This is a genomic window from Ruegeria sp. CDSA193 (assembly GCF_059611885.1).
In genome coordinates this window covers 120,248-143,255 of record NZ_JBXWPN010000009.1, presented here as the reverse complement: position 1 = coordinate 143,255, position 23,008 = coordinate 120,248, and the positions used below count along the sequence as shown (strand labels likewise).

The 23,008-nt window shown below is 58.6% G+C and carries 28 protein-coding genes; 13 read left to right on the top strand and 15 right to left on the bottom strand.

Annotation, left to right across the window (positions count from 1 at the left end):
* Window positions 1–127 precede the first annotated feature (127 nt).
* The 6 genes from AC2FLG_RS17100 to AC2FLG_RS17075 all read left to right on the top strand — a co-directional run bounded on the left by AC2FLG_RS17100 (window position 128) and on the right by AC2FLG_RS17075 (window position 3,954).
* Window positions 128–697 carry a LabA-like NYN domain-containing protein gene (locus AC2FLG_RS17100; protein ID WP_142639223.1) on the top strand — a complete coding sequence of 190 codons (570 nt, stop codon included), beginning with the start codon at window positions 128–130 and terminating at the stop codon, window positions 695–697.
* 190 nt (window positions 698–887) lie between these two features.
* Window positions 888–1,838, top strand: a complete 951-nt coding sequence (ispH, locus tag AC2FLG_RS17095) for a 4-hydroxy-3-methylbut-2-enyl diphosphate reductase (RefSeq protein WP_271951367.1) — start codon at window positions 888–890, stop codon at window positions 1,836–1,838.
* The gene (locus AC2FLG_RS17090) at window positions 1,835–2,287 is read left to right on the top strand and encodes a DUF3429 domain-containing protein (RefSeq protein ID WP_282022242.1); all 453 of its coding nucleotides are present in this window, start codon (window positions 1,835–1,837) and stop codon (window positions 2,285–2,287) included. Before ispH ends, AC2FLG_RS17090 begins: the two co-directional genes overlap by 4 nt.
* Window positions 2,284–2,868 carry a class I SAM-dependent DNA methyltransferase gene (locus AC2FLG_RS17085; protein WP_496707219.1) on the top strand — a complete coding sequence of 195 codons (585 nt, stop codon included), beginning with the start codon at window positions 2,284–2,286 and terminating at the stop codon, window positions 2,866–2,868. Before AC2FLG_RS17090 ends, AC2FLG_RS17085 begins: the two co-directional genes overlap by 4 nt.
* The gene (gene rnhA, locus AC2FLG_RS17080) at window positions 2,861–3,328 is read left to right on the top strand and encodes a ribonuclease HI (RefSeq protein WP_496707218.1); all 468 of its coding nucleotides are present in this window, start codon (window positions 2,861–2,863) and stop codon (window positions 3,326–3,328) included. The genes AC2FLG_RS17085 and rnhA overlap by 8 nt, the downstream gene beginning before the upstream one ends.
* Complete coding sequence (locus AC2FLG_RS17075) at window positions 3,325–3,954, top strand: trimeric intracellular cation channel family protein (RefSeq protein WP_496702966.1); 630 nt, start codon at window positions 3,325–3,327, stop codon at window positions 3,952–3,954. Before rnhA ends, AC2FLG_RS17075 begins: the two co-directional genes overlap by 4 nt.
* A gap of 7 nt (window positions 3,955–3,961) precedes the next feature.
* Here the strand turns inward: AC2FLG_RS17075 and AC2FLG_RS17070 are convergent, their stop codons facing one another.
* From AC2FLG_RS17070 to def (AC2FLG_RS17050), 5 genes are read right to left on the bottom strand one after another with little or no spacing between them, the layout of a single operon-like run.
* Window positions 3,962–4,198 carry a GlsB/YeaQ/YmgE family stress response membrane protein gene (locus AC2FLG_RS17070; RefSeq protein WP_496707217.1) on the bottom strand — a complete coding sequence of 79 codons (237 nt, stop codon included), beginning with the start codon at window positions 4,196–4,198 and terminating at the stop codon, window positions 3,962–3,964.
* A gap of 1 nt (window position 4,199) precedes the next feature.
* On the bottom strand, window positions 4,200–4,436 hold the full coding sequence (locus tag AC2FLG_RS17065; RefSeq protein ID WP_282022238.1) for a hypothetical protein: 237 nt from the start codon (window positions 4,434–4,436) through the stop codon (window positions 4,200–4,202).
* 6 nt (window positions 4,437–4,442) lie between these two features.
* The gene (gene fmt / locus AC2FLG_RS17060) at window positions 4,443–5,357 is read right to left on the bottom strand and encodes a methionyl-tRNA formyltransferase (RefSeq protein WP_496707216.1); all 915 of its coding nucleotides are present in this window, start codon (window positions 5,355–5,357) and stop codon (window positions 4,443–4,445) included.
* Window positions 5,358–5,359: 2 nt separating this feature from the next.
* Complete coding sequence (def, locus tag AC2FLG_RS17055; RefSeq protein ID WP_496703719.1) at window positions 5,360–5,854, bottom strand: peptide deformylase; 495 nt, start codon at window positions 5,852–5,854, stop codon at window positions 5,360–5,362.
* Window positions 5,851–6,369, bottom strand: a complete 519-nt coding sequence (gene def / locus AC2FLG_RS17050; RefSeq protein ID WP_496692191.1) for a peptide deformylase — start codon at window positions 6,367–6,369, stop codon at window positions 5,851–5,853. The genes def (AC2FLG_RS17055) and def (AC2FLG_RS17050) overlap by 4 nt, the downstream gene beginning before the upstream one ends.
* Before the next feature lie 94 nt (window positions 6,370–6,463).
* On the opposite strand from def (AC2FLG_RS17050), the gene AC2FLG_RS17045 reads away from it, so the two are divergent.
* On the top strand, window positions 6,464–7,636 hold the full coding sequence (locus AC2FLG_RS17045) for a MalY/PatB family protein (protein ID WP_496707213.1): 1,173 nt from the start codon (window positions 6,464–6,466) through the stop codon (window positions 7,634–7,636).
* Between the two features lie 35 nt (window positions 7,637–7,671).
* Here AC2FLG_RS17045 and AC2FLG_RS17040 read toward each other — a convergent pair whose 3' ends face one another.
* The gene (locus tag AC2FLG_RS17040) at window positions 7,672–8,025 is read right to left on the bottom strand and encodes a hypothetical protein (RefSeq protein WP_142639206.1); all 354 of its coding nucleotides are present in this window, start codon (window positions 8,023–8,025) and stop codon (window positions 7,672–7,674) included.
* A gap of 212 nt (window positions 8,026–8,237) precedes the next feature.
* On the opposite strand from AC2FLG_RS17040, the gene AC2FLG_RS17035 reads away from it, so the two are divergent.
* Window positions 8,238–9,227 (top strand): glutathione S-transferase family protein, encoded by a 990-nt coding sequence (locus tag AC2FLG_RS17035; RefSeq protein WP_271951390.1) that lies wholly within the window; start codon window positions 8,238–8,240, stop codon window positions 9,225–9,227.
* On the opposite strand, the gene AC2FLG_RS17030 is transcribed toward AC2FLG_RS17035, so the two are convergent.
* The gene (locus AC2FLG_RS17030; RefSeq protein ID WP_142639202.1) at window positions 9,209–9,571 is read right to left on the bottom strand and encodes a response regulator transcription factor; all 363 of its coding nucleotides are present in this window, start codon (window positions 9,569–9,571) and stop codon (window positions 9,209–9,211) included. The genes AC2FLG_RS17035 and AC2FLG_RS17030 overlap by 19 nt on opposite strands.
* 182 nt (window positions 9,572–9,753) lie before the next feature.
* Between AC2FLG_RS17030 and AC2FLG_RS17025 the strand changes: the two genes are divergently transcribed.
* From AC2FLG_RS17025 to AC2FLG_RS17015, 3 genes are read left to right on the top strand one after another with little or no spacing between them, the layout of a single operon-like run.
* Window positions 9,754–10,719, top strand: a complete 966-nt coding sequence (locus AC2FLG_RS17025; RefSeq protein ID WP_496707211.1) for a threonine-phosphate decarboxylase — start codon at window positions 9,754–9,756, stop codon at window positions 10,717–10,719.
* Complete coding sequence (gene cbiB, locus AC2FLG_RS17020; protein ID WP_496707208.1) at window positions 10,716–11,636, top strand: adenosylcobinamide-phosphate synthase CbiB; 921 nt, start codon at window positions 10,716–10,718, stop codon at window positions 11,634–11,636. The genes AC2FLG_RS17025 and cbiB overlap by 4 nt, the downstream gene beginning before the upstream one ends.
* A gap of 11 nt (window positions 11,637–11,647) precedes the next feature.
* Complete coding sequence (locus tag AC2FLG_RS17015; RefSeq protein WP_496707206.1) at window positions 11,648–12,811, top strand: lytic murein transglycosylase; 1,164 nt, start codon at window positions 11,648–11,650, stop codon at window positions 12,809–12,811.
* Window positions 12,812–12,831: 20 nt separating this feature from the next.
* Here the strand turns inward: AC2FLG_RS17015 and AC2FLG_RS17010 are convergent, their stop codons facing one another.
* The 5 genes from AC2FLG_RS17010 to AC2FLG_RS16990 all read right to left on the bottom strand — a co-directional run bounded on the left by AC2FLG_RS17010 (window position 12,832) and on the right by AC2FLG_RS16990 (window position 19,435).
* Entirely contained in the window at window positions 12,832–13,629 is a 798-nt protein-coding gene (locus tag AC2FLG_RS17010) for a class II glutamine amidotransferase (RefSeq protein ID WP_142639195.1), read from the bottom strand.
* Window positions 13,630–13,791: 162 nt separating this feature from the next.
* Window positions 13,792–14,142, bottom strand: coding sequence for a hypothetical protein (locus AC2FLG_RS17005; RefSeq protein WP_281973514.1), 351 nt, complete (start codon window positions 14,140–14,142; stop codon window positions 13,792–13,794).
* A 54-nt stretch (window positions 14,143–14,196) separates the two neighbouring features.
* Window positions 14,197–17,652 (bottom strand): chromosome segregation SMC family protein, encoded by a 3,456-nt coding sequence (locus tag AC2FLG_RS17000; RefSeq protein WP_496707205.1) that lies wholly within the window; start codon window positions 17,650–17,652, stop codon window positions 14,197–14,199.
* Between the two features lie 140 nt (window positions 17,653–17,792).
* Complete coding sequence (locus AC2FLG_RS16995; protein WP_496707204.1) at window positions 17,793–18,200, bottom strand: hypothetical protein; 408 nt, start codon at window positions 18,198–18,200, stop codon at window positions 17,793–17,795.
* A gap of 44 nt (window positions 18,201–18,244) precedes the next feature.
* Window positions 18,245–19,435, bottom strand: a complete 1,191-nt coding sequence (locus AC2FLG_RS16990) for an aminotransferase-like domain-containing protein (protein ID WP_496707202.1) — start codon at window positions 19,433–19,435, stop codon at window positions 18,245–18,247.
* A gap of 149 nt (window positions 19,436–19,584) precedes the next feature.
* On the opposite strand from AC2FLG_RS16990, the gene AC2FLG_RS16985 reads away from it, so the two are divergent.
* Both AC2FLG_RS16985 and AC2FLG_RS16980 read left to right on the top strand, forming a co-directional pair.
* Complete coding sequence (locus AC2FLG_RS16985; RefSeq protein ID WP_142639185.1) at window positions 19,585–20,355, top strand: FCD domain-containing protein; 771 nt, start codon at window positions 19,585–19,587, stop codon at window positions 20,353–20,355.
* Window positions 20,355–20,849: a metal-dependent hydrolase gene (locus tag AC2FLG_RS16980; RefSeq protein ID WP_496707200.1), complete on the top strand. Its 495-nt coding sequence runs from the start codon at window positions 20,355–20,357 to the stop codon at window positions 20,847–20,849. The genes AC2FLG_RS16985 and AC2FLG_RS16980 overlap by 1 nt, the downstream gene beginning before the upstream one ends.
* Here AC2FLG_RS16980 and AC2FLG_RS16975 read toward each other — a convergent pair.
* From AC2FLG_RS16975 to AC2FLG_RS16965, 3 genes are all read right to left on the bottom strand, one after another.
* Window positions 20,846–21,706 (bottom strand): glycosyltransferase family 2 protein, encoded by an 861-nt coding sequence (locus AC2FLG_RS16975; RefSeq protein ID WP_496690333.1) that lies wholly within the window; start codon window positions 21,704–21,706, stop codon window positions 20,846–20,848. The two genes, AC2FLG_RS16980 and AC2FLG_RS16975, sit on opposite strands and share 4 nt — an antisense overlap.
* Window positions 21,707–21,883: 177 nt before the next feature.
* A complete protein-coding gene (locus tag AC2FLG_RS16970; protein ID WP_496690334.1) occupies window positions 21,884–22,444 on the bottom strand; it encodes a F0F1 ATP synthase subunit B in 561 nt (186 codons plus the stop codon).
* Between the two features lie 5 nt (window positions 22,445–22,449).
* Entirely contained in the window at window positions 22,450–23,001 is a 552-nt protein-coding gene (locus tag AC2FLG_RS16965; protein WP_271951428.1) for a F0F1 ATP synthase subunit B', read from the bottom strand.
* Window positions 23,002–23,008: the final 7 nt, after the last annotated feature.

Genomic DNA, 23,008 nt, shown 5'->3' with positions numbered 1-23,008 from the left:
TTCGGCGAATTGCATACTTGCGATACACCATAAAACCCCTAATTATGGAGATATCAATGCGCTGTATTTTCCCAAGACTCACTCACGTAACACGCAGCGCGCTGATTTGTACCGGAAGGACCTATTTATGTTTTATAAAGACGAACGGCTAGCGCTGTTCATCGACGGCTCGAATCTTTATGCAGCCGCAAAAGCACTGGGGTTTGACATTGACTATAAACTGCTGCGCCAGGAATTCATGCGCCGCGGTAAGATGCTCAGAGCTTTCTATTACACAGCGCTACTTGAAAATGACGAGTATTCGCCCATCCGTCCACTGGTTGATTGGCTGCATTACAATGGCTTCACCATGGTTACGAAACCGGCAAAAGAATACACCGACAGCATGGGGCGTCGGAAAGTCAAAGGTAACATGGATATCGAACTGACCGTCGATGCCATGGAGCTTGCACCACGTGTAGACCATATCGTGCTGTTTTCCGGCGACGGAGATTTCCGCCCGCTGATCGCAAGCCTGCAACGTCAGGGGGTACGCGTTTCTGTAGTGTCGACCATCCGCAGCCAGCCACCCATGATCTCGGACGAATTGCGCCGCCAGGCCGACAACTTCATCGAGCTGGAAGATCTCCGCGACGTGATCGGTCGCCCGCCGCGCGAAATGCCGATGGAACCGCGCACCGTTGCCGCAGGCGGGTAGTAACTGGCCCCAAAGCAAACTCGGTTGAAAATTAGCGCGGTCAGGGGAAACCCTGGCCGCGCTTTTTAAACAAAGATCAGGTGCTGAAAACACCCATTGGCTAGCATTGAACCATGTCGGATCAATGACATTGTCCTGACTGGACCATGGCCGTGAAAAGACTTACCTGTGTCGGTAAGGAGAACGCGACATGACCAAGCCCCCCCTGACCCTCTATCTCGCCGCCCCGCGCGGGTTCTGTGCTGGTGTCGACAGGGCCATAAAGATTGTCGAGATGGCGCTGCAGAAATGGGGTGCCCCGGTCTATGTTCGGCACGAGATTGTCCATAACAAATTCGTGGTCGATGGACTGCGTGCCAAAGGTGCGATCTTTGTCGATGAACTGGAAGACTGCCCCGACGATCGCCCAGTGATATTCTCGGCGCACGGGGTTCCCAAATCGGTACCCGCGACGGCGGCGCAGCGCCAGATGGTCTATGTCGACGCCACCTGCCCGCTGGTCTCCAAAGTCCATGTCGAAGCACAGCGCCACGCCGAAGCCGGGCTGCAGATGATCATGATCGGACATAAGGGCCATCCCGAAACTATCGGAACGATGGGACAGCTACCGGAAGGAGAGGTTTTGCTGGTCGAAACGGTTGCAGACGTTGCAGACGTCCAGGTCCGCGACCCTGACAAACTGGCCTTTGTCACTCAGACGACCCTGTCGGTTGACGATACAAAGGATATCATTGCAGCGCTTCAGACCCGATTTCCATCTATCGTCGGCCCTCACAAAGAAGATATCTGTTACGCCACAACCAACCGGCAAGAAGCAGTCAAGGTTGTGGCCCGGAAGTCAGATGCCCTGCTGGTTGTGGGGGCGCCGAATTCATCTAACTCGCGCCGTTTGGTCGAGGTCGCGGCACGCGCAGGATGCAGCTATGCCCAACTGGTGCAGCGCGCGACCGATATCGATTGGCGCGCCCTCGAAGGTATCTCTTCGATCGCTCTGACAGCAGGCGCTTCTGCCCCCGAGGTTCTGATCAACGAAGTTATCGATGCGTTCCGCCAGCATTATGATGTGACGGTCGAGATGGTCGAAACAGCGACCGAGAATGTCGAATTCAAAGTCCCGCGCGTCCTGCGCCAACCCGCATGAGCGGCATACCAAGGGCGCCGCTGTTTCTGGGGTTGGCCGGGCTGATCCCCTTCATCTGGGGCGCTCTGACCTATCTGAACGACGATCTGAACGACTGGGGCCGACAGGCACTGGGCGCACGTTTTGTCGGTCCGTATATCCAGTTGTATTATGGGGCGATCATCCTCAGCTTTATGTCCGGCGTGCTGTGGGGGTTTTCCAGTAAAACCTCTGGCAGCAAGGCCGCGACCTGTTATGCGCTGTCCACATTACCCGCCCTGTGGGCCTTTCTGAAAACCGGCAGCGGGCCTGTCAGCACTGGCACAAATCTGATGTGGGGGTTTGGCGGGCTACTGGTGTTGGATGCCATCTTTTCGTATTGGCGGCTAACACCAGTCTGGTGGATGCGGTTGCGCATTTTGCTGACCGCAGTCGTATTGGCCTGCCTTGCCGTCGGAGTCTATCTGTGAGCGATCCCAAAACCATCAACGCCTATACCAACAACGTGGCCGAATACCTCAAGGTTCCTCTACCACCGGAGCAGCTGACATCGCGTCAGGAATTTGTCGATGCCGTCGGTAAGGGGCATGTGTTGGATCTGGGCTCGGGCCCCGGGTCAGACAGCGCGTTCTTTCTACGCCAGGGCCTGAGCGTGCATGCGCTGGATGCGACGCCCGCTTTTGTTGACTATGCGCGCGCCAATGGCCTGGACGCGCATCTGGGTACTTTCGACGACGTGACCGAAGTGGCCGCATATGACGGCATCTACGCCAGCTTCTCGCTGCTGCACGCGCCCCGCAAGGATTTCCCACGCCATTTGGTGGCCATCCACCGGGCGCTGAAACCGCAGGGCGTTTTTTTCCTGGGCCTCAAACTGGGCACGGGCGAACATCGCGATCATCTGGATCGCTATTATAGCTACTTCTCGCAGACCGAGATTGAGGAGGCCCTGGCAGATGCCGGCTTTACCATCGACGGGATTAGGACCGGGATCGGCAAAGGTCTGGCGGGTTCTTACGATGGCTTCATTCTGGTGCTGGCCCATGCCTGAACTGTTTGCCTATACTGACGGTGCTTGTTCCGGTAATCCAGGCCCGGGTGGCTGGGGTGTGGTGCTGCGTGCAATGGACGGCGACACCGTCCTGAAACAGCGTGAACTGAGCGGCGGCGAAGCTGAAACCACCAACAACCGAATGGAACTGCTGGCCGCAATCAGCGCGCTTGAAACGCTCGAACGTGCCTCGAAAATCACCGTAATCACTGACAGCGCCTATGTGAAAAACGGCGTCACCGGCTGGATATTCGGTTGGAAAAAGAACGGCTGGAAAACCTCGAACAAAAAACCGGTCAAGAATGTCGACCTGTGGCAACGGCTGGATGAGGCGCAGGTGCGTCATGATGTGACTTGGGAATGGGTCAAGGGCCACGCGGGTCACCCGGAAAACGAAAAAGCCGACGAACTGGCCCGTGCAGGCATGGCCCCGTTCAAGCCCAAGAAGACGCAGCCATGAACGGTTTGGACCTGCTCGATTATGCCTCGGTTCTGGTTTTTGCGCTGACCGGCGCATTGGTCGCCAGTCGCGCGCAGCTTGATCTTGTAGGGTTTGCCTTTATCGCCTGCCTGACTGCCGTTGGCGGCGGCACGGTGCGTGACCTGCTGTTGGATCGGAATCCGGTGTTCTGGGTTGGCCAGCCCAGCTATGTCCTGATGGCCTGCAGTGCGGCGGTGCTTGTGTTCTTTACAGCCCATCTGGTCGAAAGCCGATATAACTGGCTGGTTTGGTTGGACAGTTTCGCCCTGTCCATCGCGGTCGCTGCCGGCACGGGCGTCGCATTATCCTTGGACCAATCCGGCACGATCGTGGTGTTGATGGGTGTCACCACCGGATGCTTTGGCGGCCTGATGCGGGACGTGGTCTGCAACGAGGTTCCGCTGGTGCTGAAACAGGGTGAGCTTTATGTGTCCTGCGCCCTTGCAGGCTCGGTAGCGGCCGTTATTGCCAACCGGATGGGGTTCGAGGAGCTGACCGTGCTTGCCGCATGCGCCCTGATCTGCTGGGCATTGCGGGCAGGATCGCTGCTGTTCGGCTGGAGACTGCCGGTCTACAAAAGCCGCCCGCCACGCAGTCGCCCTTGATCAAGGCTTAGCGGCGTTTATAGGTCTGCCAGAACCAGATCACCAGAAGCGCCCCCAGCACAGCGCCGACAAACCCGGACAGCCAGCCCATCATCGTGACCAATGCCCGCAGAAGAAACCCACCAACCAAGGCACCAATGATACCGATCAGCATGGTGGTGGGAATATCCGCCTCGATCCGCATCAGGCGGGTGGCCAGAAATCCCGCAGCGGCGCCGATGACGATCAGGGCGATGACGGGCATGTCACTTCCTCCAATGGGTCGGAACGATGATCAGCGCCCCGATCGAGGACAGCACTGCATCCAGACCGGGCGGGCCAAAGCTGATCCCAAACATGATGCGCACGAAATAGAACAGGAATGCACCGCCTACGCAGATGATGATCGACTGCAGAATGCCATTATGGGTAAAGCCGGATTTCTCGGACAGATAGCCGACAATCCCAGCAATAACGACAGTCCCCATCAGGATCATGAACATGGTGGCCTACTCCGATGACAGGCGGGTACCAACGGCAATCGGCCACCCCCGCAGAAAAGTTTCCCTATCCTGCGCCCCTTTACCCGCCCGTTGCAAGCGCAGCAGCTTAATCGCGTCATCGTCACAGGCAACCTTCAGTTGGTCGTCAAGAACCTCTCCTGCAACACCCTGCCCCTCGGCCAATTTGGAACCAAGCAGCTTGATCCGCTCGCCATTAATCTCGGTCCAGGCGCCGGGAAAAGGGGACAGGCCACGGATCTGACGGTCAATTTCGACCGCGGGTCTGGCCCAGTCAACACGCGCCTCAGCCTTGTCGATCTTGGCGGCATAGGTCACGCCGTCGTCGGGTTGAGGCTCGGGCGTCAGGTTCGGCAGTTTGGACAGTGCCTCGACGATCAGAGAAGCGCCCATTTCAGACAGCCGGTCATGCAACTGCCCTGTGGTCTCCTGCGCACCAATGTCGGTGGCCCGCCGCAACAGGACTGGCCCGGTATCCAGACCAGCCTCCATCTGCATGATGCAAATACCGGTTTGCGCATCACCCGCCATGATCGCCCGATGGATCGGCGCAGCCCCCCGCCAGCGCGGCAACAGGCTTGCATGAATGTTCAGACATCCCTGCGTAGGCGCATCCAGAATCGGTTGTGGCAACAACAGGCCATAGGCCACGACGACAGCCACATCCGCATTCAACGCGGCAAAGGCGTCCTGTTCTTCCGCTGATTTCAATGAGACCGGATGCCGAACAGTCAGTCCCAATGCCTCGGCCCGAGCATGAACGGGGGTTGGACGATCCTTTTTGCCTCTGCCCGCTGGGCGCGGAGGCTGGCAGTAGACGGCGGCAACCTCATGCCCCGCATCAATCAGCGCGTCCAGCACCGGAACCGAGAAATCGGGTGTCCCCATAAAGATCAGCCGCATGCCTACCCCAGCTTTTTAGCTTTGCGCAGCAGAATGTCGCGTTTGACCTTGCTGAGCCTGTCGAAATACATCCGCCCGTTAAGATGGTCGATCTGGTGCTGCACGCTGGTGGCTTCGATCCCGACAAAGTCACGGCGGTCGATGATGCCTTTTTCGTTGAGAAACTTTACCGTCACAGCCCGGGGACGTTTCACCTTGGCCGACACGCCAAGCAAGTTTGGGCTGGCTTCTTCATGCTCGCGCAACTCGACCGATCTGTGCAGGATCTCAGGGTTTGCCAGCCGCACGGCCCGCCCCCGCTCGGTCGAGCCATCGACCACCGCCAGCCGCAGCATCACGCCGATCTGCGGTGCGGCAAGGCCGACGCCGGGCATCGCCTCCATCGTGTCGATCATGTCATCCCAGATGGCACGAACCTCGTCAGTAATTTCGGTGATATCTTCGGCTTTGGTCCGCAGACGCTTATCAGGCCATGGCAGGCAGGTACGAATAGTCATTCGCGCGCCTGCTCGCGTTTCAGCTTTTGCATTTTTCGGGTGATCATCTGGCGTTTCATTGGCTTGAGATAGTCGATGAACAGCTTCCCGTTCAGGTGGTCAATCTCATGCTGGACACAGGTTGCCCAAAGGCCATCGAATGTTTCCCGCTGCGCGTTACCATCACGATCGATCCAAGCCACGTCCACGACCTTTGGGCGTGTGACTTCGGCGAATTGTTCAGGGATCGAAAGACAACCTTCTTCATAGACATTCGTCTCGTCCGACGACGCGACCACTTCGGGGTTGAACATAATCAGCGGGCGTTGAGCCTCGCCCTCTTCCTTGACACAGTCCATAACGATCAGCCGGTCCAGCATCCCAATCTGAGGCGCTGCCAGCCCGATACCAGGCGCATCATACATCGTCTCAAGCATGTCATCAGCCAGCTGGCGCAATTCGTCCGTCAGATCCACTACGGGAGAGCAGATCTTTTTCAGGCGGGGGTCGGGATGGATCAGTATATTGCGTTTCATGAGGTTGATTTAGGCCATCACGCCCTAAGCCGCAACGCCCCCCTTGCACCTGCCGAATTTGCGGCTAGCTTTCATCCGGACAGATGGAGCAGATATGACATTCAACGACCTGATCGACCGCCGCGGCACTAACAGTTCGAAATGGGACAAGCTTGAAAAGCTGTATGGCCTTTCGCCGGATGACAGTCTGGCAATGTGGACAGCCGATTCCGACTATTCTACGGCGCCTTGTGTGATTGACGCTGTGCGTAACGCGGCGGATCACGGTGTTTTCGGATATTCCTGGATGCACCCGGACTACCTGAATTCCGTCCAATGGTGGATGAAGAACCGCCACGGGTGGGAGATCGATTCTGATTGGATTCTGACGTCGCAGGGTCTGGGAAATGCGATTGCGCTCTGCCTCGATGTCTGGACCAGTCCGGGCGACGGAGTGGTCATCTTTACACCCGTCTACCATGAGTTTGCACATAAGGTGAACAAGTCGGGCCGGCGCGTGGTGGAATGCCCCCTGATGCGCGACGGCGACGGCTATGGCCTTGATCTGGAAGACGCGCAGTCGCGGCTGGACGGAACCGAGAAGATGCTTTTGTGGTGCTCGCCTCAGAACCCCTCGGGTCGGGTCTGGACGCCAGAGGAATTGCGCGCAGTCGCGGCATTTGCGGAACGGAACAGCCTTATTCTGGTTTCGGACGAGATTCACCACGATCTGGTCTATCCCGGCACGACCTTTGTTCCGATGGATGTCGCCGCGCCGGATGCGCGGCCCTGGACCGTGACACTGACGGCAGCGTCCAAGACTTTCAACATCGCCGGTCAACGGACGGGGAATATGATCATCCCCGACCCGGACCTGCGCGCTGCGATGCGTCACCGAATCCAGACACTGGACTATGACCCCAGCGCATTGGGAGTCGCAATGATCACCGCTGCTTATTCGCCTGAAGGGGCCGCTTGGGTGGATGAACAGATCGCCCATCTTGATAGCAACCGAAAAATCTTTGACGCTGCAATCGCAGAAATCCCTGGCCTGTGGTCAATGCCCTTACAGGCAACCTATCTGGCTTGGATTGATTTCTCGGGCACCGGAATGGACCACGCAGAATTTACCCGGCGTCTGCGCGAGGATGCAAAAATCGCCACCTCGCCCGGCCCCGGCTTTGGTGCGGGCGGAGAGACATTCGAGCGGTTCAATCTTGCGACGCAACGCGGGCGTGTCGAAGAGGCCAGCAAACGGCTGAAACACGCGTTTTCCGATCTGCAATAGCGGGATGCCCATCGGCAGACCCGATGGGCAAATGCCTAGTCCTTGTTTCCAAGCAGCGCGATGGGCGCGTCCGGAGATCGATAGAAATCCAATGGGGCTTTGTCAGAGGCGGCCGTGCTGCGCTTGAATTCATAGCGCATTTCGCCTGCCTCACATTCATCGGCAATGATCAGGCATTGATATAAGTGACGCGCGCCATCGTAGATATCGACCAAACCGCGCAATCGAGGCGTGGTCGCGGCCTCTACGGTGAAGCCATCCTTCCACAATCGGAGAATTTTGTAGGTATTGTCACCCAATTCGACACGAAGTCGGCTGGTCTTCTTCAGACTCGCGATTCGCGCAGCATCCAATTCGGCGCTGATTTCTTTGGAAACATAGGTACTCATATCAAAACTCCCCCGCAGCGGACTCTATTTTGGAACGTAGACTGTAAAAATCCAGTGAAGCCGATCACTCAACGCGCTCGAATCCAAACCTGTTGCACGGAAATCCCATTCCAACCTGTGCGAAAACGCAGGCACAATGCGCGGCGGCTCGCATAGGATCGGTCCCCTTCAAAGCGTATGTTCCGGGAAACCGCATTACGGAGGATCCAAGCATGGGCCTATTGGTCGACGGCAAATGGCACGACACATGGTATGATACCAAATCCACAGGCGGCGCCTTCAAGCGTAGCGCGGCGCAATTTCGCAACTGGTTGACCGCTGATGGTAGCGCCGGACCCTCCGGCACGGGCGGCTTCAAAGCCGAACCTGACCGGTACCATCTTTATGTCAGCCATGCCTGCCCCTGGGCCCACAGGACACTGATATTCCGCGAACTGAAAGAGCTGTCCGATCTGATCCCGGTTTCGGTCGTACACCCCGACATGCTGAACAAGGGATGGACATTTGCAACCGACGAACACGGGGCGGCGGGCGACGTACTGTACGGAATGGACTATGCCCACCAAATCTATACCAAGGCTGACCCGACCTATTCGGGGCGCGTAACCGTTCCGATCCTGTGGGACAAGGAACAGGAAACCATCGTCTCGAACGAAAGCTCGGAAATCATCCGGATGTTCAACTCGGCCTTTGACGGGATCACCGGGAACACCGATGATTACTGGCCCGAGGCGATGCGCGACGAAATCGAACAGGTCAATGCCCGCATCTATTCCGACATCAATAACGGGGTCTACAAATCCGGCTTTGCCACCAGCCAGGCGGCATATGACGCAGCCGTTGGCCCGCTCTTTGACACTCTGGACTGGCTCGAAGACCGGCTGTCCACCAGCCGCTATCTGATGGGCGACCGCATCACCGAGGCCGACTGGCGGTTGTTCACCACGCTGATCCGGTTTGATCCGGTCTATCATCTGCATTTCAAATGCAACCGGCGGCGTCTGATCGACTATCCCAACCTGTGGGCCTATACCCGCGAGCTGTACCAGTGGCCGGGTGTCGCGCGGACCGTGAACTTAAACCATATCGTGCGCCACTATCACTACAGCCATGAGAGCATTAACCCGCACCGGATCATCCCGACGAACCCGATCCTGAACTATCTGGAGCCCCACGGGCGCGATCAGCGTCCCGCCGCGTAGTGCTCAACCATCGCCGCCAGATCCTCTGGCGGCGTGCCGCTTTGCACATAGGCGCAGGCATTCGGGCTATGGGCAAAGATCGAGCCATCCGAAAAGAAAGTGGTGTTGGTCACGAAGATCACCCGGGCCTCGGGCCTGCGATAGCTGGCAAAGTCAGCCACGGCCAAGGCGCTACCGGTTTCCAGCACCAGATCCATCACGATGATCTCAAATTCGGCACCATAAAGGGCAAGGATCGCATCCTCTTGCCCGGTCACAAGCGTGACCTCGGCACCCTGGCGTTCAAGATGCCTTTTCCAAACCCGACCTAAATCGGGGTTACTCTCAACAATCAATACATTCATTCTCAACAACCTCGGCACATATATGGTGAGTGGTGCCGACCCCTAAGGTTTGTGTTCACGCCAATTCATTAACAAAGTGTTAACCGAGCCGGAGCACGCCCCTGATCACGCGGATTTGCTTGTAAAACTGGCAGAAATCCGCTTGAAACAGGCAAAATTTGGTGATTCCGGCGAGGGGCCCGATGGCGCGCGAAAATAGAGATTTGAATCCGCGGGCCGCTCGGGACCATGGCGGTGGGTTGGATGGGGCCATGTCAGTTTATGGCGGTAAGCGAGCCGATTGGATCGACCTGTCCACCGGAATCAATCCGGTTCCATACGAAGTTGCCGGGCTCACCCCATCGGATTGGATGGAATTGCCCGACCATGGCGCATTTGAACGGCTGGCCGATGCGGCCCGCAGTTTCTGGTCAGTTCCCAAGGGTGCAGAGATCCTGCCTGCACCCGGCGCATCTGCTCTGATCGCCCGCATTCCTGCGTTGGCTGCAACCGGCCGGGTTCAGATTACCACTCCGACCTATAACGAACATGCCGCCGCCTTTGCCGCGCAGGGCTGGACGCTACAGAACTCGGGCCCAGTTGAGGCGCGCGTGATCGTGCACCCTAACAACCCAGATGGGCGCATCTGGAGCGTGGGCGATGTGGATGCCCCCCTGACGATTATCGACGAGAGCTTTTGCGACGTCGCGCCCGATGCCTCGCTGATCCATCTTGCCGACCGGCCCGGTGTTATCGTGCTAAAAAGCTTTGGCAAGTTCTGGGGGCTGGCGGGGGTACGGCTGGGATTTGCCATCGCACGCCCCGATCTGATCGCACGTTTGAACGATCTAACCGGGCCTTGGGCGGTCTCAGGTCCCGCCTTGCGGATCGGAGAGCAAGCGTTGCGCGACACGGCCTGGGCTGACGAGACCCGCCTGCTTTTGGCGGCCGATGCCGCCCGGATGGATCGGATGGTAACGCAGAAAGGCGCGCAGCTGATCGGCGGCACCAGCCTGTTCCGGCTCTATCAGGTCGACGACGCCAGTGCCTGGCAAGACCGTCTGGCCCGCGCACATATCTGGAGTCGTGTATTCCCCTATTCGCAAACCTATCTGCGCCTTGGCCTGCCACCGGCAGATGGCTGGGCGCGGCTTGAGGCGGCCCTGTGAGCACCGCGTTTATCTTGGTCTGCGCCATGTGTCTGGATGCGGCACTGGGCGAGCCGGATTGGCTGTGGTCGCGCATCCGGCACCCCGCCGTTATGATTGGTAAACTCATCGGGTGGCTTGACGACCGCCTGAACCATGGCTCGTACCGTCGCCTTAAGGGCATAGCTGTTGCCGCGCTGCTGGTCGCAGGTGCCGCTGGGCTTGGGGGGCTTCTGTCTTTGCTTGGCCCGATCATCGGCACCATCATCTGCGCTGTGCTGTTGGCACAAAAATCGCTGGTGGAACATGTTCGCGCTGTTGGCGAGGGTTTGCAGACCTCGCTGGTCGATGGGCGCGCGAAGGTCGCCATGATCGTGTCACGCGACACCAAGGACATGACCGAAGCACAGGTCGCCCGATCCGCGATCGAGAGCGCGGCTGAAAACCTCAGCGACGGAGTCATCGCGCCGGCCTTCTGGTTTCTGGTGGGTGGCCTGCCAGGGCTTCTGGTTTACAAGGCGATCAATACCGCCGACAGCATGGTCGGCTATCGCACGGATAAATACCGTGATTTCGGATGGGCAGCTGCGCGGTTGGACGATGTCCTGAACCTGGTTCCGGCACGACTGACCTTTCTGTTGATCGTCATCTTGTCAAACCAATGGGCGAAATGGGAGCAGATGGTGGGCGATGCGCGCCGCCATATCTCTCCCAACGCTGGCTGGCCCGAGGCGGCAATGGCACGCGCGCTGAGCGTGGCCCTTGCCGGGCCGCGCAGTTATGACGGAAAGCTCCGTGATCTGGCCTGGGTCAACGGCGAGGCCCCACGCGACATCGGCGCGCCAGAGGTTTTCCGCGCATGTGACATGCTTTGGAGGATATGGGGGCTTGCGCTTGGCCTCGTGTCAGTGTGGGTTGGGGTCAGCTTCATAATCTGACGGACCTGTCCATGCGTTTTCTTTCCGGCCTTGTTGCCGCCGCCTTGTTTGCTTCACCTGCGCTTGCCCAATGTGGCGGGGGTTTCAATTCCTTCGTGAAGGGGTTGAAGGCCGAGGCCGTTCAGCAAGGCTTTGACAAATCCACCGTCAATGCCTTCTTCAAAGGTGTGCAACAAGACAACGCGGTATTGAAAGCCGACCGGGCACAGGGCGTGTTCCAGAAAACGTTCATTGATTTTTCGCGACACCTGATTTCTCAAAACCGGATCGACCGGGGTCAGGCCATGTCGCGCAAATACGACGCGGTGTTTGACCGGATCGAGCAACAATATGGTGTCTCGCGCGGGGTGCTGTTGGCATTTTGGGCGTTCGAAACGGATTACGGGGCGTTTCAGGGGGATTTCAACACCCGCAACGCGCTGGTGACGCTGGCGCATGATTGCCGTCGTCCAGAATTGTTCCGGCCTCAGGTGTTCGCTGCGATTGAGCTGTACAGCCGGGGAAATTTCGACCCGGCCCGCACGTCAGGTGCTTGGGCTGGCGAGATTGGAATGGTGCAGATGCTGCCCCGAGACATTCTGGAAAACGGGGTCGATGGCGATGGTGACGGCAAGGTTTCGCTAAAGACCTCTGCGCCCGATGCGCTTATGTCGGGCGCCAAGATGCTGTCGCATCTGGGCTGGCAACCGGGGCAGCCTTGGCTGCAAGAGGTCACCGTACCCGCACGGATGGATTGGTCGCTATCGGGCCCGGGCAAACCGCGTTCGGTTTCTGACTGGCAGGCGATGGGCGTTCAGGCACGCAACGGGTCCCTCACCAACCTGCCCGCCTCGCTGATCCTACCGCAAGGGCATAACGGGCCTGCCTTTCTGGCCTATCCAAATTTTGATGTGTATTTCGAATGGAACCAGAGCTTTGTCTATGTGCTGACCGCAGCCTATTTCGGCACCCGGCTTGAAGGGGCACAGGTCTATGACGCGGGCAACGCGGCCCAAGGCTTATCGGGTGCACAGATGAAGCAGCTGCAAAGCAAGCTGCAGGCGCGCGGCCATAATGTGGGCAAGATCGACGGGATTCTGGGCGCAGGGACCCGCGCGGCTGTACAGTCAGAGCAAGCACGACTAGGCCTGCCTGCGGATGCCTGGCCAACGGCTGAGTTGTTGAACCGGCTCTAGTCGCTCTTCGATACGGCGATCTAGGCGACTTCGGCGTCCAAAGATCGCCCGTTCGGCTCAAACACATGCATCTGCAGCCTATCGCCGCGTGTTTCGATGGCGGTATTTGCCGGGATCTCGGCCCAATCGCCATTCTTCGCATCCAGCGGCTCAGACGCGATAATGATCCCATCATCGCAGGGCCTGTAATGCAGGCTGGGTGCGAAACGGTCCGAGGCATAGCGCGCAGCAAACAGGCGATCTCCATCGGACCAGCAGGCGGCAAAGCGCATATGGGGTAGGCTTCCTTTGGCGCGGGCAAGCACCTCGACACGGTGCACCGCACGCTCCATCGCGGCGATGGGTTCGGCGTCCAACCCTTCGCCATGGGCAATCAGAAAAATCGCCTCGCTTTCAGTTGCGCCAAGGCGATGATCGTACAGGTGGCCAGGTATCATCCCGTCAAGCTGTTGGCGGATACGGTCATGGCCACCGGCCTGCCCGTTATGCATAAAGCTCCACTTACCACAGCCAAAGGGATGGCAGTTGTTCCGCGACGTGGCAGTCCCTGTTGAGGCACGTACATGCGCCAGGAACAGGTGCGATTTCGTGTGATGGGTCAACTGTTTCAGGTTGGCATCCGACCAAGCCGGGTTGGTGTCTTTGTAAAAACACGGCGTTTCGCGCCCGGAATACCAGGCCAACCCAAAACCATCCGCGTTGATCGGCGTTTTGCCAATCAGGGCGTTTCTGCTTTGATGCACCAGCGACTGTTCCTGGTCCATAACAAGTTCGTCCAGAAACCGTTTCGCACCCGCCCAAGCCAGAAATCTGCACATCGACCCGCCTCTTTTGATCCGTTGTTGATACGGGAACTTACAACAACGCGGGGTGAGAATTCGCCCCTGATCCCCATCTAATTTTGAAATATTACGATTAAATGACCACCAAAAACCCACATATTCAGATCAATTTTAATAGTTGCCGCGGTTTCTTGAATGTCACTCGGGCCGTACCGGGAAACGCTCTCCCTTTTCCGTGATCAGGATCAGGCGTCCAGCACTCAGGACATAAAGATCACATCGACCGAACCCGTTTCTGTATTGCACGCAGATACTGCCATCCTCCGCGATGGAATAGGTTCCGAACGCGGATTCTCCGCTGGCATAGGTATAGGAATAGGCCCCGCCAGCCGAGTATCGCGACTGCCCGTCATCATAAAAGGTCAGCGTCCGACCCGCCAGCGCCGTCAACTCTTGTTGGGTCAGAGGGACGTCATCGGGCTTGGTCGTCCATTCCGCGGCCCCTAAAGGGGTAGCAGTCAGTAGGGCGATGATCAGGAAACGGGTCATGGCAGCAGCCTAACCCAATTCTTACGAAACCGCTCATAACGTTGCAGTGAGAGGTCAGGCGACCATCTGTTCGGCTTTCTTCAGATCAACCGAGACCAGCTGGCTGACACCCTGTTCTTGCATGGTGACGCCGAACAGGCGATCCATCCGCGCCATGGTCACCGCGTGGTGGGTAATGATCAGGAACCGTGTGTCGGTCTGGCGGCACATCTCGTCCAGAAGGTCGCAGAACCGGGTCACGTTGGCATCATCCAGCGGAGCATCGACCTCGTCCAGAACACAGATCGGAGCCGGGTTCGCCAGAAAGACGCCAAAGATCAGGGCCGTCGCGGTCAGGGTCTGTTCACCACCCGAAAGCAGGCTGAGCGTCGACAATTTCTTGCCCGGCGGCTGGCACATGATTTCAAGGCCGGCATCCAGCGGGTCGTCGCTTTCGACCATGACCAGATTGGCCTCGCCACCGCCAAAGAGATGCTTGAACAACATGGCGAAGTTCGAATTCACCTGTTCAAACGCGGTCAGTAGCCGTTCGCGTCCTTCGCGGTTGAGGCTGGAGATGCCGCTGCGCAGCGCTTTGATCGCCTCTTCGAGATCGGCCTTTTCGCCGTTCAGCGTGTCGAATTCTTCCTGAACCTCTTTGCTGTCCTCTTCGGCACGCAGGTTTACCGCGCCCATCGCATCTCGCTGGCGTTTGTGGCGGTTGACCTCGGCCTCAAGAGCATCGGCAGCCGGCATCTGGTCGGGATTCACATCCAGCTGATTCAGCAACTGGTTCGGGGTTAGCTGTTGATCCTCAGCGATACGCTCGGCCGCTGCCGATACGGCCTCTTTGGCGGCATCACAGCGCGCCTCAGCAGCGGCGCGGCTTTCGCGCGCTTCCGAAGCCAAACGTTCCGCTTCGCGCTCAGCCAGCACAATCTCTCGCTGGCGGGACTCGGCGGCAGCCAGCTTGTCGGCGGCTTCGGCCCGGCGGGCTTCGGCAGTTTCGATCAATTCGTTCAACTCTTCACGCGCCTCGGCGATTTCGCCCGGAGCAGCCATCGCTTCGGATAGCTCTTCCTCGGAACTTTCCTTGCGCTCGGCCAGTTCCGAGATCCGCTTTTCGGCGCTGTCCAGGCGGTGCCGCCAACCGCTGAGGTCCTTGGTGACCTCTTGTGTACGGCGGGTACGGGCCTCGCCCTCGCGGCGCAGCTCGTCATGGGACGAGCGGTGAGTCAGCATCGTGATCCGCGCCGCCTCGACCGTCTGTTTGATGTCTTCGACCTGCGCGCGGGCATTGTCGAGATTGCCCAGACCGGTTAAGGCGCCCTCGGCCTCGCGCAGTTGGGCACGGGCGGACATCGCATCCTCTTTGTGGCGATCAACGGCAAGCGCCAGCGTTTCCAGCCTGCCCTGCGCCAGATTGCGATCGGCCTCGGCCCTGCTGAGCAGACGCGCGGTTTCAGCCATGCGCTGATCGGCGGCGCGGCGTGCCTCGCGGGCGCGGCGGTCAGCCTCGGTCACGTCGGCCAGTTGTTGCGACAGCGTCTCGTGCGCTGCGCGGGCCCCGTCGGCTTGCGCCTCAGTCCGGGCCAGTTCCTGTTTCAGTGCCTCAAGTTTGTTGAGCTGTTCAAGCCGCAGGGCGGCCGCACTTGGCGCATCCTCGGCCCAGGCACGGAATCCGTCCCACCGCCACAGATCGCCCGAACGCGACACCAACCTTTGGCCCGGCTTCAACGATGCCTGCAACCGCGCGCCCTGATCCGCGTCGACCAAACCAATCTGCGCGATCCGGCGGCTGAGGCGATCAGGGCCGGATACATGCAAGGCCAGCGGCTCGGCCCCATTGGGCAGCGATTGATCGGCATCATAGCCCGCAACCGGAACCCAGCCTGATGGCCCGTCGCCCTCGACCAACGGCGCCCTCAGATCATCAGCAAGCGCGGCACCTAACGCCTTTTCATAGCCCGGTTCCACGCGCAGCATGTCGAGCACCTGCCCGCCCTCAGCGGTATCGCGTTCAACCAGCTTGGCCAGCGCTGTGGTCTCGGCGCGGATTGCGCCCAGTTCACCTTCGGCCTCGGATCTTTTCGCGCGGGCCTCGGCCTCGCGGCCCTGGGTTTCATTGCGTAACTCGTCAGCGGCGGCCAGTGCCTCTTCGGCGGCTTCAGAGGCCTCGCGAGCCTCTTCTTCACCCTCTTGCGCGGCCTCAAATGCCTCAGCGGCGCGGGTCAGGGCTGTTTTCGCCTCATCCACCGCTGCGCGGGCCTTTTCCTCTTCACCTTCCGACCTGGCCAGCGTTTTGCGGCTGTCGTCGACCAATCGCTGGCCGGACTGGTGGCGCGCAACCAGACGCGCCATATCCTCAGTCTCTTGTGACAAGTGGTCTTCGCGGTCTTGCAGGACAGAGGCCGCTTCGCGCGCGACCTCGGCGGCCTCGGCGACTTTTTCGTCGTGGCCATCGGCAGCCTTGGCCAATTCACGAGCTTCCCATTCCAGCCGTTCGATCATCTGCCCCGCATCGCGGTTCAGCCCGGCCTCGCGCTCGATATCGTTGCCAAGCTGCTGAATGCGATTGGTCAATGTCTCAATCGTCTGACGGGCGCGGGTTTCCTGATCCGACAACTGATCCCGCTGCACCTGTTGGCGCTGCAGGACGGCGGCGGCAATTGCCTCTTCTTCGCGCAGGGGTGGCAGGGTTTCTTCGATTTCCGCCCGACTTGCGACGGCAGAGCGTGCATCAGCTTCGGCGCGCGACGCCTCGGTCAGGCGTTCGCGCAGCTTTTCCTCGGCCTGCTGGCGGGCCATGTCGGCCTCTTTCCAGCGACGATAGAGCAACATGCCTTCGGCTTGGCGCAGCTGCTCTCCGATTTCGCGATAGCGGGCGGCCTGACGCGCCTGACGGGCCAGCTGCGCCAGCTGTCCGCCCAGTTGTTCCAGCACGTCATCCACACGGGTCAGGTTGGCCTCGGTACCCTTCAGCTTCAACTCGGCCTCGTGTCGGCGCTGATAGAGGCCCGAAATTCCGGCCGCCTCTTCCAGAATGCGGCGGCGAGAGCGGGGTTTGGCGTTAATCAGTTCGGCAATGCGGTTCTGTCCGACCAGCGCCGGAGAATGTGCACCCGTTGACGCGTCGGCGAACAACATCTGCACATCACGCGCCCGCACATCCTTGCCATTGGTCTTATAGGCGCTGCCGACATCTCGGGTGATGCGGCGGACAATCTCAAGCTGGTCGCTGTCATTGAAACCCGAGGGCGCGAGCCGCTCGGAGTTGTCCATGGTCAGCACAACTTCGGCAAAATTGCGGGCCGGCCGCGTGGCGGCCCCGGCGAAAATCACATCTTCCATCGCGCCACCGCGCATGGATTTGGGTCGGTTTTCCCCCATCACCCAACGCAGAGCTTCCAGCAGATTGGATTTGCCACAACCATTAGGGCCCACAACACCGGTCAACCCATCCGCGATAATCAGATCGGTCGGATCAACAAAGCTTTTGAAGCCGGTGAGTTTGAGTTTGCTAAAGCGCAAAGGCAATGGGTCCCGTGATTCCTATACCTTCGAAGTCTGCGCAACGGATTGGGGTTGAGTCAACGGAGTCGCGCAGGATATGGGATATATGGCCCACTTATCCACAACATCTTGCCTAAATCCGCAAGAAAAAGCGCGATTCAGTAGGCTGTACACTCAAAGACCTGATAGCCGTCGCCGTCACCAAGGTCTTGAAACAGCCCGGTATCAATGCATTCGTAATTCGGGACTGAAACCGCCGTCAGCAGCAACCGCTTGCCCATGGCGCGGTCACAACCCAAAACGCCAACGGTCACGGCCGCGTCGCCCAGGACATCCAGTATCGGGCATCCCGAGACCTGAGCCATCGCCATGGCCGCTCGTTCGCGGATCGGGCCAAGACGCGGAGCGTATTGCGAATTGACCCGAACGGCTTCAGCCAGGTCTCCGCGCAAGCGAACATCAAATACGCTGCCATTCACAGCGATACGCGTCGCATGAACATCGCGAAAGTGGGGGGGCCCGGCCGAACATGCAGCCAGCATCAGAAGAGACAAAATCCGGATCATATCCGCATCATTGCCAAAACTGGTTAACAGAACCTTTCCTTCGCTCAGGCCCTAAGTACTATTCCCAAGCGGCGAATACCTTCGCGGATCGTATCCTCATCCGAGTTCGAGAAACTCAACCGGATCGTATTGGCGCCCGAGCCATCTGCGAAAAAGGCCCGACCCGGTACAAAGGCCAGTTTCACTGTGTCGAGCGCACGGGCCAGCAGGTCTGCCCCGTTCATACCAGTAGGCAGAGTCACCCAGATGAACATGCCGCCCTGCGGATGCGTCCACTGAACACCATCGGGCATGTTCTGTTGCAGCGCCTCCAGCATAGCATCGCGCCTGGCACCATAGGTCTGGCGCAAAAGCGGGATGTGCGTGTCAAAATGCGCGCGAGCTACCTGCTCAACCGCCATCTGGTTCAACGTGGGCGAATGCAAATCCGCCGCCTGCTTGACCAATACCAGTTGCGAGATAATGGGCTTGGCGGCCACCACCCAGCCAACGCGCAAACCGGGAGACAGCGTTTTCGAGAAGCTACCGCAATAGATCGTACGGCAGGCCTCGATCGACCCTTTTCGCGCCTGTTCTAACGCCAAAACCGGAGGGATGGCATCTCCTTCATAGCGCAGAGCCTGATAGGCGCCGTCCTCGATCACCGCTATATTCAGATCATCGGCAAGATCCAGCAGGTATTCTCGACCACGCAGGTCAACGGTCTCACCGGTTGGATTTGCGAAATCAGGCGACAGATAAGCGAATTTGACCGCGCCCTCGCCTGCGGCTTCGGAATATTCGGAGGCACCTCTATTGCCATTAAGCATAAGACGGTCGAACCGGGGCTCGTAGGCATCAAAGGCGTTGATCGCCCCCAGATAGGTCGGCCAGCCGATCAACGCAGTATCCCCCGGCGACAAATAGAGCTTGCCCAGATAATCCAAGGCCTGTTGCGATCCCGAGGTGATCAGGATGTTATCGGCACTACAATCGACGCCGATCTCGCGCATATGCTGCACAAGCCATTCGCGCAATGGAACATAGCCCTCGCTGACTGAATATTGCAGCGCCTGCGGCCCAGCACTCAAAGCGGCCTGACACGCTTGGGCAAAGGCCTCGGTGGGAAACAAGTTTGGGTCTGGGATGCCGCCCGCGAAGGAGATGATGCCCGGCTTATCAAGAAGTTTCAACAACTCGCGGATTTCCGATGCTTTCATCCGGGACGCCCGCGTTGCAAACAGATTCTGGGTCATCCTTGGCCTCCTCCTGCCCTGTTGCGACCCACCCTAGGTGCAAATTTTATAATGTCAATATTGCTGACCTAAATTCAACTCCACCCCCTGCTTGAACCAGGCCCGGATACGTGGTCATATGAATTGACCAATTTCGAAAACGCGCCGCCATGCCCTTCCAAAAGATCCAAACTGAAAAGCTGTCCATTGCGGTGGTCAAACAAATCGAGTTGCTGATTCTGCGCGGGATCCTGCGCCCCGGAGAACGTTTGCCTGCAGAACGGGAACTGGCCGACCGTCTGGGCGTTTCACGCCCCTCACTGCGCGAAGCGATTTCTGATCTTCAGCATCAGGGTTTGCTGACAGCCAAGGCGGGGTCAGGAATCTATGTTGCCGAAGTCTTAGGCTCGGCTTTTTCACCGGCTCTGATCCGGTTGTTCAGCAGCCATGACGAGGCGGTTTTCGACTATCTGTCCTTCCGCCGGGACATGGAAGGGCTTGCAGCAGAACGCGCGGCAAGACTGGGGTCGGAAAGCGACCTGAAAGTCGTACAGGCGATCTTTGACAAGATGGAAGCCGCCCATGCCCGCAATGCGGCCGAGGAAGAGGCCCATCTGGATGCGCAGTTCCACATGGCCATCATTGAGGCCAGTCACAACGTGGTCATGCTGCATATGATGCGGTCGATGTTCGACCTGCTACGACAGGGTGTCTTCTACAATCGGCAGATGATGTTCCGGCAGCGTACGACGCGAGACGCCATTCTGGATCAACACCGGGAAATCAATTCAGCGCTGCAGGCACGCGACCCTGAGGCTGCGCGCGTTGCAGTCCAGGAGCATCTGGGCTTTGTTCGCATCTGCATGGAAGACCACCAGAAAGCCCTGCGGAACGAAGCCATTGCGCAGCAGCGCCTGGACCATGAGACAGGGCAGCACTGATGTTCATTGGGCACCTACCTGGTGCGTATCTGGTCTTTCGCACTGCGACGCCCGGATTGGATAAAGCTGCGTTTGCCGCTGCGATGATTGGTTCCATCGCCCCGGATATCGATTTGCTGTGGTTCTATTTCGTAGACAATCGCAGCCACCACCATCACGAATACCTCACACACCGCCCTCTGCTCTGGCTCGGCATCCTGACGCTCGGCCTGCTGCTGCGGCTAAGATTCCCGCGCGCAGGTCTCATTACAGCAGCCTTCGGCGCCGGGGGTCTGGTGCATATGACCTTGGATTCGATCATTGGCGAAGTGGCATGGGCTTGGCCAATTTTTGAATTCACCCACCCGCTGGTGGTTGTTCAGGCCACGCATTCTCATTGGATTTTATCTTTTCTAAGCCATTGGACCTTCAAGATCGAAATCGCAATCACTCTCCTGGCGGCCTATGTGTGGTGGACCAGCAGGCGCAAGAAACAGCAGGGCCTTGAGGGTTAAATTCCGTTCAGCCGCCGCTTAAGACTGTGAACCCACAAATTTGGCCGTTTCATTGCCTTCGGGTCCTGACTGGACAGCGACGGAAACAACCCTTCAGCTTCGGTCCGAGAGCGCAATTCCAACGGCGTGTCCAATATCGCCCCGATCAGGTCATCCGACCGGCTCTGCGCCTGACGCTCGACTTCAATCGCCTGAAGCATTTCCGAATGGTAAGCCTCAGCCGCTTCGGACCGCTGGCCCTTGCGGAACCGGAAAGCCCCGACCTGAGCATGCACGGGCACCAAATCGGTATGTCGCGAAAACCGCAGCCATAGCTCTCCGTCGACGGCAAGCTTGAGGTTCTCGTTTAGTTGGCCCCCGACCTGATCCCAAAGGTCACGCCGCCAATAGGTCGATTCCTGCTGAACCCACTGATAGTCCCCGGCAAGCAGTCTTACCCGTGAAACGGGCTTTGGGCGCCGTACAGTCAGGACATTGTCTTCTTCGTCAATGCACGTGACCCGCCCGGTCATCCAATTCATGTTTTTGTTCAACGCAAACAGCGATCCTACCGTGGCAAGGCCGCCGGGAATAAGAACATCGTCCGAATTGATCCAACCCATTACGTCGCCCGTGGCCACTGCAAAGCCTTTGTTTACAGCGTTGGCCTGCCCGGTATCCGGGCCCGAGATGATATGTGAAAACGCATCGCGGTACTTTTCGACCACCTCCATCGAACCATCAGTGCTGCCCCCGTCCGACAGGATCAGGTCCAGCTTGGGATATTCCTGCTCAAGCACAGAGAGGATTGTCCGTTCGATGAAATCGACGCAGTTCAGGTTGGGAATAACGACACTGATCGTCGGCAATTCGGTCATAAAGGGCTCTTATCCAGTCCGGTTTCGGCAAATGCCGTCGCACGGGCGCAAAATTGGTTGGAGTGTTTCCGAATATGTAACGCAGACAATCGGTCCCCGGTCAATTCGGGAAGCGGGGTGCGATATTCGCAGCCCAATGTCCGGACCCGGCAGATGTGCTGCCGGGCCGGAATTGTCTTAGTGAAGCTTTTCGTTCACATCCACAATGGATGCGTCGATCAGCTTGTTGGCCTGCGCGGCGGTCATCTGCTTGGCCAGCACAGCATTGGCTGCAGAAATAGCAACGGTGATGGCCTGATCGCGGACTTCCTTGACAGCCGACGCTTCAGCCGAAGCGATCTGATCCTGCGCGGTCGCCAGACGGCGCGCGATGGATTTCTCCAGATCGACCTTGGCTTGCTCAGCTGCCAGAACCGCATCTTCCTTTGCGGCGGCCACGATGGCATCCGCCTGACCCTGAACCTCGCGTTGCTTGCGCTCGTACGAGGCAAGCAGGCTGCGCGCTTCTTCATGCAGGGCGCGAGCTTCGTCCAGTTCGGACTTGATGCCTTCGGCACGCTTATCCAGCGCTCCACCGATCATGCCCGGGACCTTGAAGTAGAACAGGACTGCGATGAAAACGATGAAGCCCAGCAGAACCACAAAGTCGGTGTTGCCAAGCGAGAAAAACGGGCCACTTGCGGCCAGCGCGGGGCTGGCGGCAACAAATGTCAGGATAAGGGCAAGAGTGTTCCGCATGTCACTTATCCTTTTGTCTGCGCGTCAACCGCACCGTTGATGGTTTTGGCATCAGCCTCGCCACCCAGAGCGGTAACCAGTTCTACTGCCGTATCCTTGGCAACGATTTGAATGCTTTCCAGCGCACCTGCACGGATGTCGGCAATAGCCTTTTCCGATTCAGCCGCTTTTGCAGCGATTTCAGCATCTGCCTTGGCAATCGCGTCATCCAGACCAGACTGGATTTCGGCGCGTGCTTCGGCAGCGATACGCTGTGCCTCAGAACGGGCATCGGCCAGCGCCTTGTTATAGGCCTCTTCAGCCTCGACCGCTTTGGCCTTTAGATCTTCGGCCGCAGCCAGGTCATTTGTAATGGTCCCCTGACGTTCCGCCAGGATTGCCGCGATGCGGGGCAGAGCCACGCGGGACAGGACCAGAAAGATGACGACCAGCGTGATGACCAGCCAGAAAATCTGGTTGGGGAACCAATCGAAGCAAAGCTGAGGCATACCAATCGCCGACCCATGAGAGTCAACGCAGGTGCCAGCCACCTCTTCGTATACGGGTTCTGTCGCCATGATGTCC

What these genes read in the sequence shown, in the direction of transcription:
- AC2FLG_RS17100 (WP_142639223.1), top strand. Translation starts at nt 128, where the DNA reads ATGTTTTATAAAGACGAACGGCTAGCGCTGTTCATCGACGGCTCGAAT.
- ispH (WP_271951367.1), top strand. Translation starts at nt 888, where the DNA reads ATGACCAAGCCCCCCCTGACCCTCTATCTCGCCGCCCCGCGCGGGTTC.
- AC2FLG_RS17090 (WP_282022242.1), top strand. Translation starts at nt 1,835, where the DNA reads ATGAGCGGCATACCAAGGGCGCCGCTGTTTCTGGGGTTGGCCGGGCTG.
- rnhA (WP_496707218.1), top strand. Translation starts at nt 2,861, where the DNA reads ATGCCTGAACTGTTTGCCTATACTGACGGTGCTTGTTCCGGTAATCCA.
- AC2FLG_RS17075 (WP_496702966.1), top strand. Translation starts at nt 3,325, where the DNA reads ATGAACGGTTTGGACCTGCTCGATTATGCCTCGGTTCTGGTTTTTGCG.
- AC2FLG_RS17070 (WP_496707217.1), bottom strand. Translation starts at nt 4,198, where the DNA reads ATGCCCGTCATCGCCCTGATCGTCATCGGCGCCGCTGCGGGATTTCTG.
- AC2FLG_RS17065 (WP_282022238.1), bottom strand. Translation starts at nt 4,436, where the DNA reads ATGTTCATGATCCTGATGGGGACTGTCGTTATTGCTGGGATTGTCGGC.
- fmt (WP_496707216.1), bottom strand. Translation starts at nt 5,357, where the DNA reads ATGCGGCTGATCTTTATGGGGACACCCGATTTCTCGGTTCCGGTGCTG.
- def (WP_496703719.1), bottom strand. Translation starts at nt 5,854, where the DNA reads ATGACTATTCGTACCTGCCTGCCATGGCCTGATAAGCGTCTGCGGACC.
- def (WP_496692191.1), bottom strand. Translation starts at nt 6,369, where the DNA reads ATGAAACGCAATATACTGATCCATCCCGACCCCCGCCTGAAAAAGATC.
- AC2FLG_RS17045 (WP_496707213.1), top strand. Translation starts at nt 6,464, where the DNA reads ATGACATTCAACGACCTGATCGACCGCCGCGGCACTAACAGTTCGAAA.
- AC2FLG_RS17040 (WP_142639206.1), bottom strand. Translation starts at nt 8,025, where the DNA reads ATGAGTACCTATGTTTCCAAAGAAATCAGCGCCGAATTGGATGCTGCG.
- AC2FLG_RS17035 (WP_271951390.1), top strand. Translation starts at nt 8,238, where the DNA reads ATGGGCCTATTGGTCGACGGCAAATGGCACGACACATGGTATGATACC.
- AC2FLG_RS17030 (WP_142639202.1), bottom strand. Translation starts at nt 9,571, where the DNA reads ATGAATGTATTGATTGTTGAGAGTAACCCCGATTTAGGTCGGGTTTGG.
- AC2FLG_RS17025 (WP_496707211.1), top strand. Translation starts at nt 9,754, where the DNA reads ATGGCGCGCGAAAATAGAGATTTGAATCCGCGGGCCGCTCGGGACCAT.
- AC2FLG_RS17015 (WP_496707206.1), top strand. Translation starts at nt 11,648, where the DNA reads ATGCGTTTTCTTTCCGGCCTTGTTGCCGCCGCCTTGTTTGCTTCACCT.
- AC2FLG_RS17010 (WP_142639195.1), bottom strand. Translation starts at nt 13,629, where the DNA reads ATGTGCAGATTTCTGGCTTGGGCGGGTGCGAAACGGTTTCTGGACGAA.
- AC2FLG_RS17005 (WP_281973514.1), bottom strand. Translation starts at nt 14,142, where the DNA reads ATGACCCGTTTCCTGATCATCGCCCTACTGACTGCTACCCCTTTAGGG.
- AC2FLG_RS16995 (WP_496707204.1), bottom strand. Translation starts at nt 18,200, where the DNA reads ATGATCCGGATTTTGTCTCTTCTGATGCTGGCTGCATGTTCGGCCGGG.
- AC2FLG_RS16990 (WP_496707202.1), bottom strand. Translation starts at nt 19,435, where the DNA reads ATGACCCAGAATCTGTTTGCAACGCGGGCGTCCCGGATGAAAGCATCG.
- AC2FLG_RS16985 (WP_142639185.1), top strand. Translation starts at nt 19,585, where the DNA reads ATGCCCTTCCAAAAGATCCAAACTGAAAAGCTGTCCATTGCGGTGGTC.
- AC2FLG_RS16980 (WP_496707200.1), top strand. Translation starts at nt 20,355, where the DNA reads ATGTTCATTGGGCACCTACCTGGTGCGTATCTGGTCTTTCGCACTGCG.
- AC2FLG_RS16975 (WP_496690333.1), bottom strand. Translation starts at nt 21,706, where the DNA reads ATGACCGAATTGCCGACGATCAGTGTCGTTATTCCCAACCTGAACTGC.
- AC2FLG_RS16970 (WP_496690334.1), bottom strand. Translation starts at nt 22,444, where the DNA reads ATGCGGAACACTCTTGCCCTTATCCTGACATTTGTTGCCGCCAGCCCC.
- AC2FLG_RS16965 (WP_271951428.1), bottom strand. Translation starts at nt 23,001, where the DNA reads ATGGCGACAGAACCCGTATACGAAGAGGTGGCTGGCACCTGCGTTGAC.